The sequence below is a fragment of the Corynebacterium sp. L4757 genome (assembly GCF_043673995.1).
Classification (GTDB): Bacteria; Actinomycetota; Actinomycetes; order Mycobacteriales; family Mycobacteriaceae; genus Corynebacterium.
In genome coordinates this window covers 141,185-155,894 of sequence record NZ_JBIMEN010000005.1, presented here as the reverse complement: position 1 = coordinate 155,894, position 14,710 = coordinate 141,185, and the positions used below count along the sequence as shown (strand labels likewise).

21 protein-coding genes are annotated in these 14,710 nt (G+C 53.9%); 3 read left to right on the top strand and 18 right to left on the bottom strand.

Translation table 11 applies throughout. The features are described from left to right. Positions 1-254: 254 nt before the first annotated feature. The 3 genes from trxA to ACG98I_RS07895 all read right to left on the bottom strand — a co-directional run bounded on the left by trxA (position 255) and on the right by ACG98I_RS07895 (position 2,099). Positions 255-578, bottom strand: a complete 324-nt coding sequence (gene trxA / locus ACG98I_RS07905; RefSeq protein WP_394719823.1) for a thioredoxin — start codon at positions 576-578, stop codon at positions 255-257. A gap of 7 nt (positions 579-585) precedes the next feature. Further along, positions 586-1,512, bottom strand: a complete 927-nt coding sequence (trxB, locus tag ACG98I_RS07900; RefSeq protein WP_394719822.1) for a thioredoxin-disulfide reductase — start codon at positions 1,510-1,512, stop codon at positions 586-588. A gap of 176 nt (positions 1,513-1,688) precedes the next feature. Beyond that, a complete protein-coding gene (locus ACG98I_RS07895; protein ID WP_394719821.1) occupies positions 1,689-2,099 on the bottom strand; it encodes an RNA polymerase sigma factor in 411 nt (136 codons plus the stop codon). Here ACG98I_RS07895 and ACG98I_RS07890 point away from each other — a divergent pair. The 3 genes from ACG98I_RS07890 (at position 2,098) to ACG98I_RS07880 (ending at position 4,006) form a co-directional block, all read left to right on the top strand. Next, a complete protein-coding gene (locus tag ACG98I_RS07890; RefSeq protein WP_394719820.1) occupies positions 2,098-2,415 on the top strand; it encodes a hypothetical protein in 318 nt (105 codons plus the stop codon). The genes ACG98I_RS07895 and ACG98I_RS07890 overlap by 2 nt on opposite strands. Next, a complete protein-coding gene (locus ACG98I_RS07885; RefSeq protein WP_394719818.1) occupies positions 2,412-2,645 on the top strand; it encodes a hypothetical protein in 234 nt (77 codons plus the stop codon). Before ACG98I_RS07890 ends, ACG98I_RS07885 begins: the two co-directional genes overlap by 4 nt. A gap of 824 nt (positions 2,646-3,469) precedes the next feature. Further along, positions 3,470-4,006 (top strand): bifunctional DNA primase/polymerase, encoded by a 537-nt coding sequence (locus ACG98I_RS07880; protein WP_394719816.1) that lies wholly within the window; start codon positions 3,470-3,472, stop codon positions 4,004-4,006. Positions 4,007-4,020: 14 nt separating this feature from the next. Here ACG98I_RS07880 and ACG98I_RS07875 read toward each other — a convergent pair whose 3' ends face one another. From ACG98I_RS07875 to pepN, 15 genes are all read right to left on the bottom strand, one after another. Then, entirely contained in the window at positions 4,021-4,461 is a 441-nt protein-coding gene (locus tag ACG98I_RS07875) for a hypothetical protein (protein ID WP_394719814.1), read from the bottom strand. 70 nt (positions 4,462-4,531) lie between these two features. Next, positions 4,532-4,807, bottom strand: a complete 276-nt coding sequence (locus ACG98I_RS07870) for an HNH endonuclease (RefSeq protein WP_394719813.1) — start codon at positions 4,805-4,807, stop codon at positions 4,532-4,534. Next, positions 4,807-5,613 (bottom strand): hypothetical protein, encoded by an 807-nt coding sequence (locus ACG98I_RS07865; protein WP_394719811.1) that lies wholly within the window; start codon positions 5,611-5,613, stop codon positions 4,807-4,809. Before ACG98I_RS07865 ends, ACG98I_RS07870 begins: the two co-directional genes overlap by 1 nt. 11 nt (positions 5,614-5,624) lie before the next feature. Further along, on the bottom strand, positions 5,625-5,831 hold the full coding sequence (locus ACG98I_RS07860) for a hypothetical protein (RefSeq protein WP_394719810.1): 207 nt from the start codon (positions 5,829-5,831) through the stop codon (positions 5,625-5,627). After that, on the bottom strand, positions 5,824-6,018 hold the full coding sequence (locus ACG98I_RS07855; RefSeq protein WP_394719808.1) for a hypothetical protein: 195 nt from the start codon (positions 6,016-6,018) through the stop codon (positions 5,824-5,826). Before ACG98I_RS07855 ends, ACG98I_RS07860 begins: the two co-directional genes overlap by 8 nt. Positions 6,019-6,140: 122 nt before the next feature. Next, the gene (locus tag ACG98I_RS07850) at positions 6,141-6,365 is read right to left on the bottom strand and encodes a hypothetical protein (RefSeq protein WP_394719806.1); all 225 of its coding nucleotides are present in this window, start codon (positions 6,363-6,365) and stop codon (positions 6,141-6,143) included. A gap of 76 nt (positions 6,366-6,441) precedes the next feature. Continuing rightward, entirely contained in the window at positions 6,442-6,651 is a 210-nt protein-coding gene (locus tag ACG98I_RS07845) for a hypothetical protein (protein WP_394719804.1), read from the bottom strand. Further along, complete coding sequence (locus ACG98I_RS07840) at positions 6,648-6,836, bottom strand: hypothetical protein (protein ID WP_394719802.1); 189 nt, start codon at positions 6,834-6,836, stop codon at positions 6,648-6,650. The genes ACG98I_RS07845 and ACG98I_RS07840 overlap by 4 nt, the downstream gene beginning before the upstream one ends. 35 nt (positions 6,837-6,871) lie before the next feature. Then, positions 6,872-7,720 (bottom strand): winged helix-turn-helix domain-containing protein, encoded by an 849-nt coding sequence (locus ACG98I_RS07835; RefSeq protein ID WP_394719800.1) that lies wholly within the window; start codon positions 7,718-7,720, stop codon positions 6,872-6,874. Positions 7,721-7,878: 158 nt separating this feature from the next. Then, on the bottom strand, positions 7,879-8,031 hold the full coding sequence (locus ACG98I_RS07830) for a helix-turn-helix transcriptional regulator (RefSeq protein ID WP_394719943.1): 153 nt from the start codon (positions 8,029-8,031) through the stop codon (positions 7,879-7,881). Positions 8,032-8,346: 315 nt separating this feature from the next. Continuing rightward, positions 8,347-8,874, bottom strand: coding sequence for a hypothetical protein (locus tag ACG98I_RS07825; protein WP_394719798.1), 528 nt, complete (start codon positions 8,872-8,874; stop codon positions 8,347-8,349). A gap of 363 nt (positions 8,875-9,237) precedes the next feature. Further along, positions 9,238-10,614, bottom strand: coding sequence for a recombinase family protein (locus ACG98I_RS07820; RefSeq protein ID WP_394719796.1), 1,377 nt, complete (start codon positions 10,612-10,614; stop codon positions 9,238-9,240). Positions 10,615-10,633: 19 nt separating this feature from the next. Then, positions 10,634-10,888, bottom strand: coding sequence for a sigma factor (locus ACG98I_RS07815; RefSeq protein WP_394719794.1), 255 nt, complete (start codon positions 10,886-10,888; stop codon positions 10,634-10,636). A 198-nt stretch (positions 10,889-11,086) separates the two neighbouring features. Next, a complete protein-coding gene (locus ACG98I_RS07810) occupies positions 11,087-12,019 on the bottom strand; it encodes a hypothetical protein (protein WP_394719792.1) in 933 nt (310 codons plus the stop codon). A 22-nt stretch (positions 12,020-12,041) separates the two neighbouring features. After that, positions 12,042-14,621 (bottom strand): aminopeptidase N, encoded by a 2,580-nt coding sequence (pepN, locus tag ACG98I_RS07805; RefSeq protein ID WP_394719790.1) that lies wholly within the window; start codon positions 14,619-14,621, stop codon positions 12,042-12,044. Between the last annotated feature and the right edge of the window lie 89 nt (positions 14,622-14,710).

The window sequence follows — 14,710 nt, the reverse complement described above, 5'->3', positions numbered from 1 at the left end:
AGCCATCACGTTGTTTTGAAATCCAGTAACTTGCTGAAATATATGCAATGACCTGCATGAATATGGCATAAAAATAGAGAGCCAAAGCCTAAGCGTATGGCTTAGTACTCCGGCTCTCCTTTGGTTCGCACTCCCATCACAGTGAGTTCTCATCGTGCTCCCAGCCATAGTCTGGGAGGGGGTTGCGAGTCGCTCAACTCTGGCCTTGAGCGAGAAGCCTCAGGGCCAAGATTTCTAGAGTGGCGGCTGCGGCTTTAGAGCTGTGCCTGAATCTTGGAAGTGATTGCTGGCTTTGGCTGAAGACCAACGAATTCATCAACCTTTTCGCCATTCTTGAACATCAAGACAGAAGGGATGGACATGACCTGGAACATGGCGCCCAGCTCACGCTCTTCATCCACATTGATCTTCGCGATGGTGACGTCATCACCAATCTCTTCAGCAATCTCATCCAGCATTGGGGATAGCTTCTTGCATGGACCACACCATTCAGCCCAGAAATCAACGACGACGAGCTTGTCGGAGTCGATGACCTCGCTGCGGAAGGTGTCCTTGGTTACGTCAATTACGTTGCTCATACTCTTCCTAACGCTGTGCTGCCAAGAAATGTTCCGCGTCAATCGCTGCGCGGCAGCCGGAACCAGCAGCGGTAATTGCCTGCTGGTAGTGGTCATCCACCAGGTCACCGCACGCAAAGACGCCCTCGAGGCTGGTGCGGGTCGATGGCTGCTCAACGACCACGTAGCCTTCTTCATTGGTGGTTATCTGGCCATTCAGGAACTCAGAGCGAGGATCGTGGCCAATGGCGACGAACATAGCGGTGACGTCCAAGGTCGAGGTTTCACCGGTGACGGTGTCCTTGAGCTCTAGGCCGCCGACTTTGCCGTCGACGTCGATGACCTTTTCTACGGTCTTATTCAGTTCCCACTTGATCTGTGGATTCTCACGCGCGCGCTCCAGCATAATCTTGGATGCGCGGAACTCCTCGCGGCGGTGAATAATAGTAACCGTCTCAGCGAACTTGGTCAGGAAGGTAGCCTCTTCCATCGCGGAGTCGCCGCCGCCAACAACAGCAATGTTGTGGCCCTTAAAGAAGAATCCATCGCAGGTTGCACAGGTGGAGACACCACGTCCAGTCAGGGTGTCTTCGCCCTCAACGCCCAAGTGGCGTGGTGCTGCACCGGTAGCAAGGATGACGGAGCGTGCTTCGAAGACTTCATCGCCGACGTGGATCTTCTTGATCTCACCTTCGAGCTCTACTGAATCCACGATTTCCATACGCAGGTCAGCGCCGAAACGAATAGCCTGAGCGCGCATTTCTTCCATCAGCTCAGGGCCCATGATGCCCTTTTGGAAACCTGGGTAGTTCTCCACCTCGGTGGTGTTCATCAATTCGCCGCCGTACTCAAAGCCTTCAAAAACAATTGGCTTGAGTTCTGCGCGTGCCGCATAAAGTGCGGCGGTGTAGCCAGCTGGGCCGGACCCAACAATGGCGACATCGTGGATGGTCATGTACTAACTCCTCTATTTGTTGTCGCTGGCGATTGTAGCCGCCAATCAGATCAACAGCATTATGATGAAAGTAATTTCATTCTATTCGCCACCTATGCCACCGCTGATCGCATGTGACACCGGCAGGTGCTGTGATCTCTTCCTGAAGAGCAATTCTACCGTTGTTGGGTGTTGAACTAGGCAATCGCGGAGCGCAGTGCCTTTTTCGCCCGTGAGCGTCTGGACTTAATCGTGCCTTCCGGTACTCCTTGGAAACCCGCCACATCGCGTAATGAATACCCGCCGATTTCAGTCAACCACCACACCTCACGCTGATCGGGCTGCAGGTTCTCTAATGCGTCTTTGACATCCATGCGGGTATCGATGCCCATCAATGGTTCGTGCGCGAGCCAGTGATTGCGGTCGTCTTCCACTACTTCTGCATCAAAGGATTCATGTTGCGCATTGGAGCGATGATGCACGTAGTCATAGCCGGAATTGCGGACCAGGCGAAAGATCGATGATAGGGGTATAGGGGCATAAGCGGCCACACAACGGATATTGGCGTATCCGGGGGCCTCAACACAACGGAAACGGAGATTCCGCATGTCTGACACATATCCTATCAGCGCCACCGCCCTATTGGAAGAAGCCGACCGCATCATCGGCAAAGAGTACACAAACCAGCTGTACAGCTTCATCATCGCCGATCTGCAAGTCCTGGGCTATGACAGCGAACTCATCATGATCGCGGGTGAAATCATCGCACGCCTAGATGAGCTGGATGCACGTCCCGAACATCCCGCCCACGGACTGCAAGTATTCCTCAACATCTACGGACGTACCGAACTTGAACAGGTCGTCACGGATCGACTCGATGTGGTCAAGAAGCGCAAAGCGAACACAGAACCGGCGCGCTCATGAAACGTGCCAATAAGAAGTACTTGCACCGCGCACTCAAAGAAACCGGTGAAGGCATCCACACCTTGTGCGGCTGTGTCATCCCCTGGCTAACCAAGCACGGCGAGTTTGCCGCCACATACAAAGTTCAGGCCAAAGATCCCCGGCCAGTATGCCCGGTGTGCGAAGCACTGATAACGCTCCTGACTGACACCACTCACGCTGTCGATGAGCTGGAACCAATCAACACCTAACCCCCAACTACTACTCATCCCTGCGCCCGTGGATACACAACGGGTGATACGCCTAACCCGCGTAGTCGTCCCCGGTTAGAGCGGGAACAGCACCCATCCGATCATGCAGGGCCACGCGGTAAAGGCAGGCCCGGACGCGGCACACTGTGGTTAGTGTGAGCGCCCTGTGTGAGTATCCCGGCCCTGTCACATGCGACTAATACCCGTAGTGAGCACACGCGCACATGCTGCGCACTCTATACCTAAACGACCAACGCGACTGACGGAATAGACCTGTGTCCTTTGCGACACGGGGCACCTCTACCCATTTCACTCCCTGCTGCTCTTTCTGGAATAGTCACGGCGCGCTGTGAGCCGATTTAAGGCGATGGCCGGGTGGTGAGCATATACAAGTACCACTAAACCGCCTAGACGCGCACACGCAATAACGCTATGACCTGGGATTACTGTTAATGCCCTTTATAGTAGAAAGGGTATCGATGCCAGCCGAAGCAACTCAACAAACAAGGGCTTCTAATTCTGTGAAACACCCTGGCGTCCCGGCTCTCCGCCACCACGTCCCACCACGGAAGGCATAGAGGACTTCAAACCGCGTGCATAATTCGTATTGATCCGTCCTGCGGTTATGCCTGTTTTTGGGGCTTATTTGGCTGTTTGGCGGGTGTTTGGGGCGTGTTTGATGTTGCCTTTTGATTGGCGAATTTCGCCACGTCTAGCGGCGTTGTGGCGCGTGTTCGATCTATTCGTGACAACATGCAGGCCATTGACCTAAAGATAGTGGTCAGGTCTTTAATTCGTAACACTTCTATGCTAGAATTGAGGTTATGATCCTTAGTTGCAAGTGGTGCGAAGCGTCTTTCGAGTCGATGGGCGCGCGTGGCAGAACCCCGACGTTCTGTTCCGCTGCCTGCAAACAAAAGGCTTATCGCGCTCGCCGTCAAAGAATCGAGAAACTAAAGGCGCTGGCACCTAATCGCTGGACACGTGCGAAGGGGAAGCGTCCTGTCATGGTTGATGGCAGGAATGCATCGTCTACTAACCCGGCCACCTGGACTAGCTGGGATGCGGTGCAGGATTCCAGCGCCGGTGATGGTGTTGGGGTGATGTTGGGCGATGGGCTGGCATGTATCGACTTGGATCATTGCTTTGATTCCGGTGGTGAGTTGTTGCCGTGGGCATCGTCTGCCATCAAGAGCGTGAAGCCGGTATTTATTGAACGGTCTTTGTCCGGTGCTGGGGTGCATGTGTTCCATGAACAGGAGCCGGTGAAGTATCGCCGCGATGTTTTTGGGGATGGTCAGGTTGAGTGGTTCAGTCATTCCCGGTTTATTCGTTGCACTTTCGATGAGCTTTGCCTGTAGCCTGTGTGCTGTTTCTAGTGCCTGTCCATGTCTAGGATTTGTGCCCAGCGCTCTTTAGATTCCTCTGATTGGGAAGCATCAACCGGCTGATTGTCCTGGTGTTCAATCTTCCATTGCAGTTTGCGCAAAGACACCGGCGTTAGTCCGAGCCTGTCCTCTAGTTGTCTTACTTCTGCCAGTAGTCCTGCCTGTTGTGTTTGTTCTGCCAGGCAGGTGACCATGACGTATCGGGCGATCACGTGATTGATGTGCATTGATTCCCACATGGTTGCTTGTGGTGTTGCCCAAAGACTGTTCCACATGTCGAGTTCCACGCGGGCGGGTTCGTTGTCGAGTGGCCACGCGGGTGCTGGCTGTTGGTTGCCAGCGGCGGGGATTGATACGAAGTCAGCGGCGTCGCCTGTCTTTGCTAGGTGGCGCTGTCGCCTGCTGTGTGGGTTGATTGGTCTAGCCAATGTTGTCTCCTTATGTCCGTTAGTAAGTTGCGGACACACCAACGGCTTGGGTTGGTGCATCCTGAGCCTACTAAGGCGCTAGTGGCGGTTTAGGTGGTCGCTTAAACCGTCCTCGCCGTGCTGCTGATTCCTGCTGTGTCTTTGCCTTATGACAGGGGACACAAAGCCATTGCAGGTTGTCCATGTCATCGGTTCCGCCGCTCCGGGTGTTGACGATGTGGTCTAGCTCCAGTGGCTCCCCGCTCCCGCATCGTGCGCACCAGTAGTTCAAAGAAGCCTTTGCCCGCTGCCTGATCCGTTTCCAGCGTGCGGTGGATGTTCGGCCATTGCCCCGGCTCCATGCCATTAGACCTGTTCAATCTTGTTGACTTCGGACATGAGTTCACGGCGGCGGCGGTACTCATTCGGGTTGAGGCTGGTTGCCAGTTCAAACCCTGGGTATTCTCCAAGCACCAGGTCAATGAGGATGTTGTCATCGTTTCGAGCCTTATCGAAGTAGGCCAAGGCGACGCGGTGCACGTTGATTTCTTCTTCGGTGTAGTGGTTGGTTTTGCGATTGAAACCATCCTTGGAAAAGGTCAACACCGGGATTTCTGGGAAGCTGGCATGCAACGCGGCGCTGTCACGTCCACTCGCTCCGAGCACATCCAGGAACAGAAGTTGAGGGGATCGGCGCATGTATTCGGCAAACGCGGTTGGGTTCTTCTGTGCTGCCTTGATGGGATCGTAGACGGTGGTTCCGAGGTCGCTCACAGCGTTCTGGAAGTCTTGCACGGCTTTGTCCACGTCTAGGACGGTGGCAGCATGGCGCCATGCTGCATCGCCGGTTAGCTCTTTATCAGCGGCCCGGGAAAGGTTGAAGCTGATGCGCGGGTGGCCTTCTTTAATCAGCTCCGCTGCAACCGAATCGGCGGCCTGCTTTTTGATTTCTGCCAGCCATTTATCACGCGGTGTGGTGGCGATAATTTGCGCTACTTCCTTACCACCGGCGGTAAAGGTTAGCTCCTGCCATGCTTTCGCATCGGCGCGGGCTTCACGGTAGGCATCGGTGTAAAGGTCATCGACTGGAATGTTCCATGCATCGGCTAGTGCTTGGTAGCCACGGGCGCCGGTGAGGTTGGCTTTTGGTCGCTGGTAAGTGGTCTTGGTCATGTGGGTTCTCCTTAGTAGTGGATGTTGAAGTAGTGCTGTAGTTTTTCGTGAAAGTTGGTGAGGTCTGATGCCTCTTTGGCCATTGGTGACGGCCCGGCATGTCCGGCTTCTGGCACGGGTGCGGGTTTACGCGGCCCGGTTGGTTCCGGTTCCGGTTCCGGCTCTATTCCGTAAGCCTCGTGCATGAACTGGGCAAAGATTTCGCCGTTACTAGACATCGCTAACCCCGCTCTTAGCCAGGCCGTAAAGCGCATCAGCTAGCTGCCCGGCTTGTTCCCTGGTCAGCGTCACCTGTCCGGTACGGGGCACGCGCACAAATATGCCGTCCCCATATCGGGAACGTTCGACGGAAATGTCTTGCGCCCTGACAATCTGCTCGGCCGCAAGATTGATTACTGTTTTCATGATTAAAGTGTCCTTTCGGAATGTGTGACGAATTAAGCGCCTGTAGTGGCGTTTATGGGTTCATGTTCGATTGATTGCTTCTAGGCCGTCTGGCGGGCTTCTAGGCATTGATTACGGGCTGTCTACAGGTCTTGGACGAGTAGCCCTGATGGCTGGGAAATTTCGGCTTCCAGAACGTCTGCCAGGATGTTGAGTTCCTGGGCAAGCTCCCGCGCCTGCGCAATATCAAAGACAAGGCCGCGCGGTGTACCCATGCCGATAAAGATCCGCTTTGGGTCGCCGGTGTCTTGACTGACGCGGATTACATGCGGTATGCCATTTGGTCGAGTGGCTGGGATAGAAATCAAGGTTTTTGCTCCTAAGAAGATGGATCGAAAAAGCCACCCGCCCCGGTCTGGGAAGAGTGGCTAAAAAGTAGTTGGGTTAATCCGGTAGTTGCTCGGCCAGGTCAACAAGCATGTCTGCAAGCTTCAACGCCTTATCCCTGGGAAGTTCTATCCTGGCTCCGCAATACGCGATCACCATCCTGCGCTCATGGTCGGGCGCTGCGTCAAAATTTTTCCGTTTGCCGTCCTTCATCCATCGCACCCGCTGCGCGTCTGGCATCTGATAGACCTTACGGCCAGTGCTCACTCTCTCACCTCCGGCCAGATCTCCTCAGCCTTCACAATCAACGCCTCGATAAGGCTTATCGCTTCATCACGGGTAATCTCCGACGTGTAAGGCGCGGAAACAAACATGCGATCCTCAAAGTCTTTCGACCGCTCCACGCGGAAGAAGCCGGGTTTTCCTGGTTGTCGAGTTACATCTACTCTCATTGCTGATTCCTTTTTTATCTTTGGATGGTTGTCTGCTAGGACGGGCGATCTTCTTTGACGTACTTTGCCCACGTATCGTTTCTTAAGAAGCTCCAAACGATCATTGGTTTTGTCGCAAGCCGTTCACACTTGGCTGCGTACTCATTCGCGGCTGCGACTAGTTGCTCATGCGTAGCTCCTGCCTCAATCGCATCCCTGTAAGCCACCTCAATCATCACGGGAGAAGCGCTCCCCGGATAGGCATCACTGAACTCCTGCATCTGCTCCAGATTCTCCGGCTCCTGGTTCTCTGATTCTCTTTTCTCAGAAAAATCAACACCAACAGTCAGAGGTTGATCAGTCAGGGGTTGATAGTCAGGGGTTGTTGGGTGTGCAAATCGTGCAGGAGTTGGGGGGTGAATCGTGCAAGGGTTGGGGGGTGAATCGTGCATGTTGCCCTCTTCGTCGTTACCTACATGCACAGTTTGCCCCCCTACTTCCTCCGGCTCTTCGGCATCCCACATGGTTCTGATTCGCTCCAAATCCTCAGCGGGAACAATCAAGCGCCACTTAGCGGAGGTGCCACGCGGGTTATCTAAAGACGGCCTAACGCCCTCGCGAATCTTCACGATGAACCCGGCCTGCTCCAACTGCCGAAGGTGCTTGGTGATAGTCCTGCGATAGTTCTCAGGCTTACCGTTATCCAGCCCTAGCCGCCTTGCAAGGCTCGCGCGGGTGGGAAAAGCGCAGCACTGATCTTCACCAGCCGTCGCGTGCTCATAATGCTGTAAGGCGATAGCGACGCGAATAGTAGCGCCCTCTAAAGCCTGTCCACTGTCTTTCCTGTGGCTAATTAAAGCCTGTCGCCAATCATCTTGGTGCTGGCGAAACTCTGCCTTGTTCATTGCATTCCTTTTCAACTGGTAACTGCAAGTGGTTAACTAAAATAAGTATAGCCCGGTCAACGGACATAAAATCCCTCTTGCTCGAAAATGTGACCTATGCAGCCGGGGGAAGTTCTGCAACAGTCAATAAAACGGTCATTTCTAAAATGCGGCTTTCGTCACTGTGACGCTTGCCGCGCCAACCACTCATCCACCACCTCACGCCGATAAACCGGCCTACGACCGACATAACCCGGCTGGGGAAAATAACCAACCTGTCGCCACCGGAACAACGTCCTACGACTAACACTAAGCAGCTCGCACACCTCCATGTGCGTTAGATACTTCTTCACTCTTGACACCTCCTTCGCTGAAAATCTGGGATAAGAACGCCCGACGCTCTTCGGTAAGTGGTGGAGCCTGGGCGATAATTTGCTGGATGTATTGTTCATTGGTCAATGTTTATCCTTGGATCTAAAAAACCCGCTGCACTGGAAGTACAACGGGTTGCCTTGGTTGGCACTATAAGTGGGCATAAAAAATAGCCCGGCACCTAAAGGGTGACGAGCTTGGGAAGATTTTTAGCCTCTTCTTCCCCTTACTAATTAGCATTCTTTCCCGCATATTCGGTCCGACATGCACATATGCTAACTTTTAGCAAATCGACCACCGGAACCACGCGGCGGAAGTGGTTTAACCTTCCGGCTCTGCACTTTCTCATAACGCACATTAAGCAACTCATCCCTGAGAAAAAGCCGAGGCGTAACATTTACGAGCCGCCTAGATTCCGGCTCCAGCCCAAGATCATAACCGCGCGTCTCAATCGTGCTCCATAAATCAAAGTCTCCATCCTGCGGAACACCACCAACACGATCCGGATTAATCGTAAAGCCACGCTTAAAGGGATCGGTTGATTCTTGCTCTACACTTTTCTTCCACGCTGATTTGTGGATCTGTTCGCGCGCCGCTTGTTCATCAAACTCATAGCCGGGGCGTTCAAAGTCGTAAACATAGTCATATTCCTTTTCTGGCTCCCTGACTGCTCCCGGTGTCATCAACGGCTTATAACGCTCTTCGATCTCCCGCACTGTGACGTTAAAGGCTTCGGCGGCCTTCTCCGCCGTCCACCATTCACGCCCTGATTCGTCAATTATTACTTCATCACTAAATTTCATCTGGCTAACTCCCTAATGTTGAATATTGCTTTCGGTATTAGCTTTTATCCCGCTCTAACCGGGGACGGCACCGTATGGCTAACGGCCTACCCGTAAATATGTCCACGGGCACACGGACTGGGTGTAAGGTTCTTGGGCCTCTATTCAGTTCTCAGACAGCGCCAGCGCGGTCAACAGTTGACTTAGCTGCCTGTCTATGATAAAGCCCATTTCCCCTGGTAGTCAACGCTGTTTTTGTCGCCCCAACGCCAACCAACACGAACCAACACCGAGCCACATCGCGCCATATCGCTACTAAACACTTTCGGGGGTAGCTCCACATGGCAACTTGCTTAGATCACTCCACGGGGCTTGCCAGCAACATCACTTCCACCTAAACTCCACACGCTCACGAGTCGGCAACCTAAGCCTGCCAGCAGGCAACAGCACCACATCAAACAATGCCCGAATCACCAACGCGCGCTTATCCGGCGCCATAGCCTGCCACCGTTCCTCCACCATCTCAGGTGAGGCAGTCAAGTCAACAACCACCGTGTCACGCTTTAGCGATGCCACGCGCTTATCCACAGACTCTAGTTTCGCATTCAAAGACTTAGTGCCAGCCGTCAACTGCGCCCGGTCAATCTCGCCCTCTGTAAAAGACAACGCCAGTCCATCCTTGCGTTGAAGCAACGTAACGCGCTCTTCATGCAACTTTGCAAGTGCCTCGCCCTGGCTATCGTCCGCCCCGAAAACACCCTGTTGAGGCATACTCAAGTAGGCAACAATAACCTCATCAACCAAAGCGTCCATCTTTATCCGGTCAATAGACATGTGATGTTTAGGGCACTCATAAACGCGCCTATCCTTATACTGTGGGTGTCTGTGGCACCTTAAACGCGTCCCGCATCTCCCGCAAATATACGTACCCGAACCCTGCCACTTGCGCTCCTGGCTCTGGGCTGTCCTTCTTGACGGGTCACGCAGGATAGCAACAAGGGTGTCGTATTCTTCCCGGCTGAAAATAGGCTCCCAACTAGCCTCTCCGGTAATCTCCCCGTGCTCTTTGACAAGTCCCGCAATAGCTGGGTTAATCAACCGGCTACGTAGGCCGTAAAGCGATAAGCGCTTTAGTTTGTGTCCCTCGGGGACGCTGGCATGTGTTCGACGCCTAATGGCGAGCAGCGAGTCATTAGCCCGTAGCCACGTTGCCCACTTCTTAAGCCATGCTGCATCTTCTTCATCAATGACGAGCTGCCCGGTGCCCGCTGATTTATAGCCAAATGGTGGTGGCCCACCGCGCCACAATCCCCGTAGTGCCCTGTCGTGCTGCGAGGCAACTTGGCGCTCGGATGAGTGGCGTGATTCAAACTGTGCCATAGCGCCCATTAGGTAGGCTACGAACTCTCCTGAAGCGTTGCTTAGGTCGATCTCCCCGGCCTTCACGGTTCGGATCTCTGTGCCGCCCTGCTTTGCCGCTTCAACAATCCTGGCTAGATCTGCCACACGGCGCGCCATGCGGTCAATGTGCCATGCGACAAGTATGGGGACTTTCCCTGCTGCCATGTCTGCTAGAAGGCGTTCAAATTCGGGCCTATTCACCCCCGAAAATGCGGAAAGATCGTTGTCGATATAGTCCCCGCCGATCTCCCATCCTTGCTGTTCAGCATAGTCATGACACTGTCTCAGCTGTGAGGCCACGCCATGCGCGTCCCCCTCTACATCTGCGGATATTCGGCAATAGGTGTATGCTTTTTTCATACAGGCCATTATACCCGTATCATCGCCTTAACAGAAGGCGATTCAGCCAGGTCGAGAGCTTGGCCTCAGAGCGGAACTTATGCAAGTTGGTGCTGGCCTTGAAGAATGTTTCCTGCACTACGTCCTGGGCATCATTATCTGACTTGGTATAGGACCGCGCGACATACAGCAGTTGCTCACGGTGGCGTTCGACGATCGCCGAGAATGCCCTGGTGTCTCCTTCAAGAAAGTCACGAACCAGTTGCTCATCCGTAATTTCCAGCTCCGAGTCCATCTGCGATTCCCCCCGAAATCTAGTGGTGAAAGGTTTTCCACACCACCACATGGTGTGTCTCCTTTTCCATTATTTAGGTTCGAAGGGTAAAACAGCCAGCATAAATAGCCCACCGAGGTGGGCTGGAAATTTAAGGCTGCAATGGAACTAATGAAGTGAGAGTTCCGTCTATAATCTGCGATCGCGGCAGGTCAAGTACTATTTATCTGATGCGGATTGAGTTTTCGATTCGCAGTTTCCGCGCATGCTCAAGATGGCTTGGCCCAAAGTAATGACCACGATGACGCTTAAAAGCGTAAACTGCATCGCTGTAATTCTCATACCAAAGGCCATTTCAGTGCCCATGACAACTGCTGGCAAGATAGCCAGGATCAACGCTGAGACAAAGGGTGGTGCCAGGATTACGCCCCACTGCAGAAGCAAGATTGGGAAGGTGATGCACAGGGCCGATAAGACCACTGCTGGTATGAGTGACTCTGCCTGCACTGTTTCTGCATCCATCGTCATAAATGCCACGAGCCCGCTTATTATCCAGGCTAAATGGAACCTGATAGCTGCAATGCTCATCACTCCCAGTCCGCGCTTTGATGCTGATTGTGATGAATAAAGCACACCGACTGCGGAAAACCCTGCGGCAGTTGCAAGGGCAAGACCCAACAGGGTCATGCCTGAGAGCTCGTCATTTCCTAAGAAGAAAAACGCGAATGCCAGCACCACAATGATGGCTGCTGGGATCAAAGAGCCGGTCAGGCGCTTGCTGGCCAAGCTGGCAATAATCGCGACAACGAGCGGTCCGATGCCGGTTTCAATCACGCTGGCTGCCGTTGGTTGAATCATCGTGGCAGAGATATAAAACAGACAGAAAGCGCCCGCCGAAAATAAGTTCAATGCCGCAACAACCCTAAAATTCGCACGCCACTGCCCCGCCTTGGTCGCGATAGGCACCGTTGTCTCGCGAAGGAAGAAAATGAGGTTCGCCAGGATTGCCGCGGTGAGGAATGCTGAAAACGTGGTGAAGGTCGATAGCTCTGGCGCAACCGTGTTCCCCACAACCGCCGTACCAATTCCTTGCCAGATAACAGCCGCAGCAACAATCACTGCGCCCACGGCTGCTCTATTCGACGAATTCATCTTCCTTTTCTATCAAAAGTGACTAGGGCGCCATAAGGCTGCGTTGTTCCTCCTGTACAGCCAGGTTGCGGCGCACGGCGTCCTGGCATTCCAGGAGTACTCGGCGGAGTGCTCCTGGGACATCGTCGTTGGCCAGGAACGTATCGGTAGCTGTCACTGCCATTTCTTGTTCTGGATAGAGCCCGCGCACAATGTGGTTGGCTATCTCGATCGGCTGATCGGACCAAATAGATGACAGTACCTCGAAGAATTCCGTGGCGAAGGAATCAGTAAGCGGTGCTGAACGCGGCGCATTGAATGCTGCAAGCAACTGCTTGACCTCGGTATTGGAGTAGGCCTGCGGGCGACGTACCTCATCGAAGATGAAGCGTTTGTTCTCTGTAGTGGGGAATGCATACGTTGCGCCTAAATGCTCCGCTGCACCCGTCAACGTATTGTCAGCGCGTCGCTGCTCATCCACTACCTCTTGGCTCACTGCATCACGCGCAGCAAGTGCGCGAATGATTGACCACCGAATATCAGGGCTTAGTTCTAGACCCTTGATTTCACCATCCAAAATGTCTTGTAGGCGCTGCGTGCCGGATTCTTCTGGTGTTGCCGCGAGCGTTGCAATGGTAGAACGTGCAATGGTTAGCTGCGCATCTGATCCGGGATCGGCGCTGGTCAGAAGTTTCCAGAAACCATGAGCGACCTCAATACGCTTGTCCTCTCGTTCATCCTCGGGCAAGAAATTCTTCACCGCATAACGAGCATTGGCAAAGGTGGTAGCCATGATATTGGCATTATCTTCCTTTGGTCCGTGCTCGAGCACGGTGTCAATGAATTCATTGGCTGACCACTGTCCATCACGCGTCATATTCCACAGTGCCGTCCAGATGACCGCACGGGATAGCTCCTCCTCAGGGCCGCCGCGTAGCTCACTGAGGCGGTGGCGAATGGTGTTGAGGGAGGTTTCATCAAAGCGCACCTTGGCATAGGTGTGGTCACCATCGTTGATGAGAACCAGATGCGGTGCTGGCTTCCCTACTGCTTCCGCGATCGCGGTGGTGTGTTGACCTGCGGAGATATCAACATCGAATATCTCGGTGCGGTTTAGTGAGGAGTCAAAAAGTGAGACATTCACGCGGTGCGGACGGGTATCACCCTCGGCGGTGGCGATGATAGCCAGCCACTCAATGGCGCCATTAGACACCGTGATTTCTGGGGCGAGGGTATCGGGGCCGGAGGTCTTTAACCATGCATTCGACCAAGCCTCGAGATCGCGGTCGGTGTGATTGCGCAGCGCATTGAGTAAATCAGCGAAGGTAGCCGCGCCAAATGCGTGTGCCTGGAAGTAGTCTCGTGCGCCAGCATAGAATTCCTCGCTGCCCACATAGTGCACCAATTGCTTCAACACTGCGGCGCCCTTGGCATAGGTGATGCCATCGAAATTCTGACGTGCGGCATCCACGTCGGGGATCTCCGCTTTGATCGGGTGCGTGGTGGGCAGCTGATCCTGGGAATAAGCCCAATTCTTGCGGCTACCAGCAAAGTTCGTCCAGGCCTCTGCATATTGAGTGGCGTTGACAGAAGAGTCCGCGCCCATGAATTCCGCAAAAGACTCTTTCAGCCACAAATCATCCCACCACTGCGGGGTGACTAGGTCACCGAACCACATGTGGGACATCTCGTGGAGGATTGTATTGGTTCGCGCGGCATGCTGCGCACGCGTTGGAGCAGAGCGGAATAAGTAAGATTCGGTGAAAGTAACGAGTCCGGGGTTTTCCATCGCGCCCAGGTTGTACTCCGGCACGAAGATGGAATCATATTTGCCCCACGGGTACGGGAAACCAAAGCTCTCGTGAAAGAAATCCATGCCCTGAGCAGTGAGTTCCAAGATCTCATCATCGAGAAATTCTTCCATGGAAGTGCGGGCAGAGGAGCGCAGCTCCACCGTGAGTGACTCATCGGGCGCGGTCCAGGTTCGTGACTTGGAGATATATGGTCCCGCCGCGAATGCGGTGAGATAAGTGGATAGCGGCGGGGTCGCGGCGAACTCCACAGTAGCTACCTCCCCACTCTTACCTGCGATCTTGCTGTCACTTGAGATCTCGCGTGCGATCTCGGGCTGGTTCGCCAGTATGGCCCACTCGGCGGGCGCGGTAAGTTTCACGTGAAACTTTGCCTTAATATCTGGCTGATCGAAGCATGGGAAGATGCGACGGGCATCGGAAGGCTCTAGGTGTGAATAAAGATAGGTCGCACCATCGGCGGTATCCAGCATGCGGTGCAGGCCCTGGCCGCTGCGGGAGTAAATGGAATCACCGGATATCTCCACTGCTACGTCTTCATTTGTTGGGAGGTTATGAAGATAGAGTCGCCCATCGTGGAAATCGACATCGGTGGCAGCGCCATTGATCGTGACACTGGTGACCGTCTCCCCCAGGTAGTCGATGAAGAGCTCCGGATCGGTGGTCTGGAATTCAATCCGAGCAGTAACCGGATAGGTGGACACTTCCTGATCGGTGGCCTGGGATAAATCTAGGTGCAGGTGATATGCGCTAAGGGTGAGCGCTGCTGCACGCTGCTGTGCTTCTAGGTGCGTGAGATTAGCTTGTGGCATGACTGCCATAGTAGTCCCTCGATTAAACAAAATATGACCTGGGGCACAAATATCTGTGCGTGAGGGATGTCTAGAGCGGTACGCTTTTC

Excerpts from the sequence above, each read along its gene's own strand:
- trxB (WP_394719822.1), bottom strand. The coding sequence starts at position 1,512 with ATGACCATCCACGATGTCGCCATTGTTGGGTCCGGCCCAGCTGGCTAC.
- trxA (WP_394719823.1), bottom strand. The coding sequence starts at position 578 with ATGAGCAACGTAATTGACGTAACCAAGGACACCTTCCGCAGCGAGGTC.
- pepN (WP_394719790.1), bottom strand. The coding sequence starts at position 14,621 with ATGCCACAAGCTAATCTCACGCACCTAGAAGCACAGCAGCGTGCAGCA.
- ACG98I_RS07835 (WP_394719800.1), bottom strand. The coding sequence starts at position 7,720 with ATGAACAAGGCAGAGTTTCGCCAGCACCAAGATGATTGGCGACAGGCT.
- ACG98I_RS07825 (WP_394719798.1), bottom strand. The coding sequence starts at position 8,874 with ATGAAATTTAGTGATGAAGTAATAATTGACGAATCAGGGCGTGAATGG.
- ACG98I_RS07855 (WP_394719808.1), bottom strand. The coding sequence starts at position 6,018 with ATGAAAACAGTAATCAATCTTGCGGCCGAGCAGATTGTCAGGGCGCAA.
- ACG98I_RS07890 (WP_394719820.1), top strand. The coding sequence starts at position 2,098 with ATGTCTGACACATATCCTATCAGCGCCACCGCCCTATTGGAAGAAGCC.
- ACG98I_RS07840 (WP_394719802.1), bottom strand. The coding sequence starts at position 6,836 with ATGAGAGTAGATGTAACTCGACAACCAGGAAAACCCGGCTTCTTCCGC.
- ACG98I_RS07860 (WP_394719810.1), bottom strand. The coding sequence starts at position 5,831 with ATGTCTAGTAACGGCGAAATCTTTGCCCAGTTCATGCACGAGGCTTAC.
- ACG98I_RS07885 (WP_394719818.1), top strand. The coding sequence starts at position 2,412 with ATGAAACGTGCCAATAAGAAGTACTTGCACCGCGCACTCAAAGAAACC.
- ACG98I_RS07815 (WP_394719794.1), bottom strand. The coding sequence starts at position 10,888 with ATGGACTCGGAGCTGGAAATTACGGATGAGCAACTGGTTCGTGACTTT.
- ACG98I_RS07810 (WP_394719792.1), bottom strand. The coding sequence starts at position 12,019 with ATGAATTCGTCGAATAGAGCAGCCGTGGGCGCAGTGATTGTTGCTGCG.
- ACG98I_RS07870 (WP_394719813.1), bottom strand. The coding sequence starts at position 4,807 with ATGGCATGGAGCCGGGGCAATGGCCGAACATCCACCGCACGCTGGAAA.
- ACG98I_RS07880 (WP_394719816.1), top strand. The coding sequence starts at position 3,470 with ATGATCCTTAGTTGCAAGTGGTGCGAAGCGTCTTTCGAGTCGATGGGC.
- ACG98I_RS07820 (WP_394719796.1), bottom strand. The coding sequence starts at position 10,614 with ATGAAAAAAGCATACACCTATTGCCGAATATCCGCAGATGTAGAGGGG.
- ACG98I_RS07830 (WP_394719943.1), bottom strand. The coding sequence starts at position 8,031 with ATGGAGGTGTGCGAGCTGCTTAGTGTTAGTCGTAGGACGTTGTTCCGG.
- ACG98I_RS07895 (WP_394719821.1), bottom strand. The coding sequence starts at position 2,099 with ATGCGGAATCTCCGTTTCCGTTGTGTTGAGGCCCCCGGATACGCCAAT.
- ACG98I_RS07865 (WP_394719811.1), bottom strand. The coding sequence starts at position 5,613 with ATGACCAAGACCACTTACCAGCGACCAAAAGCCAACCTCACCGGCGCC.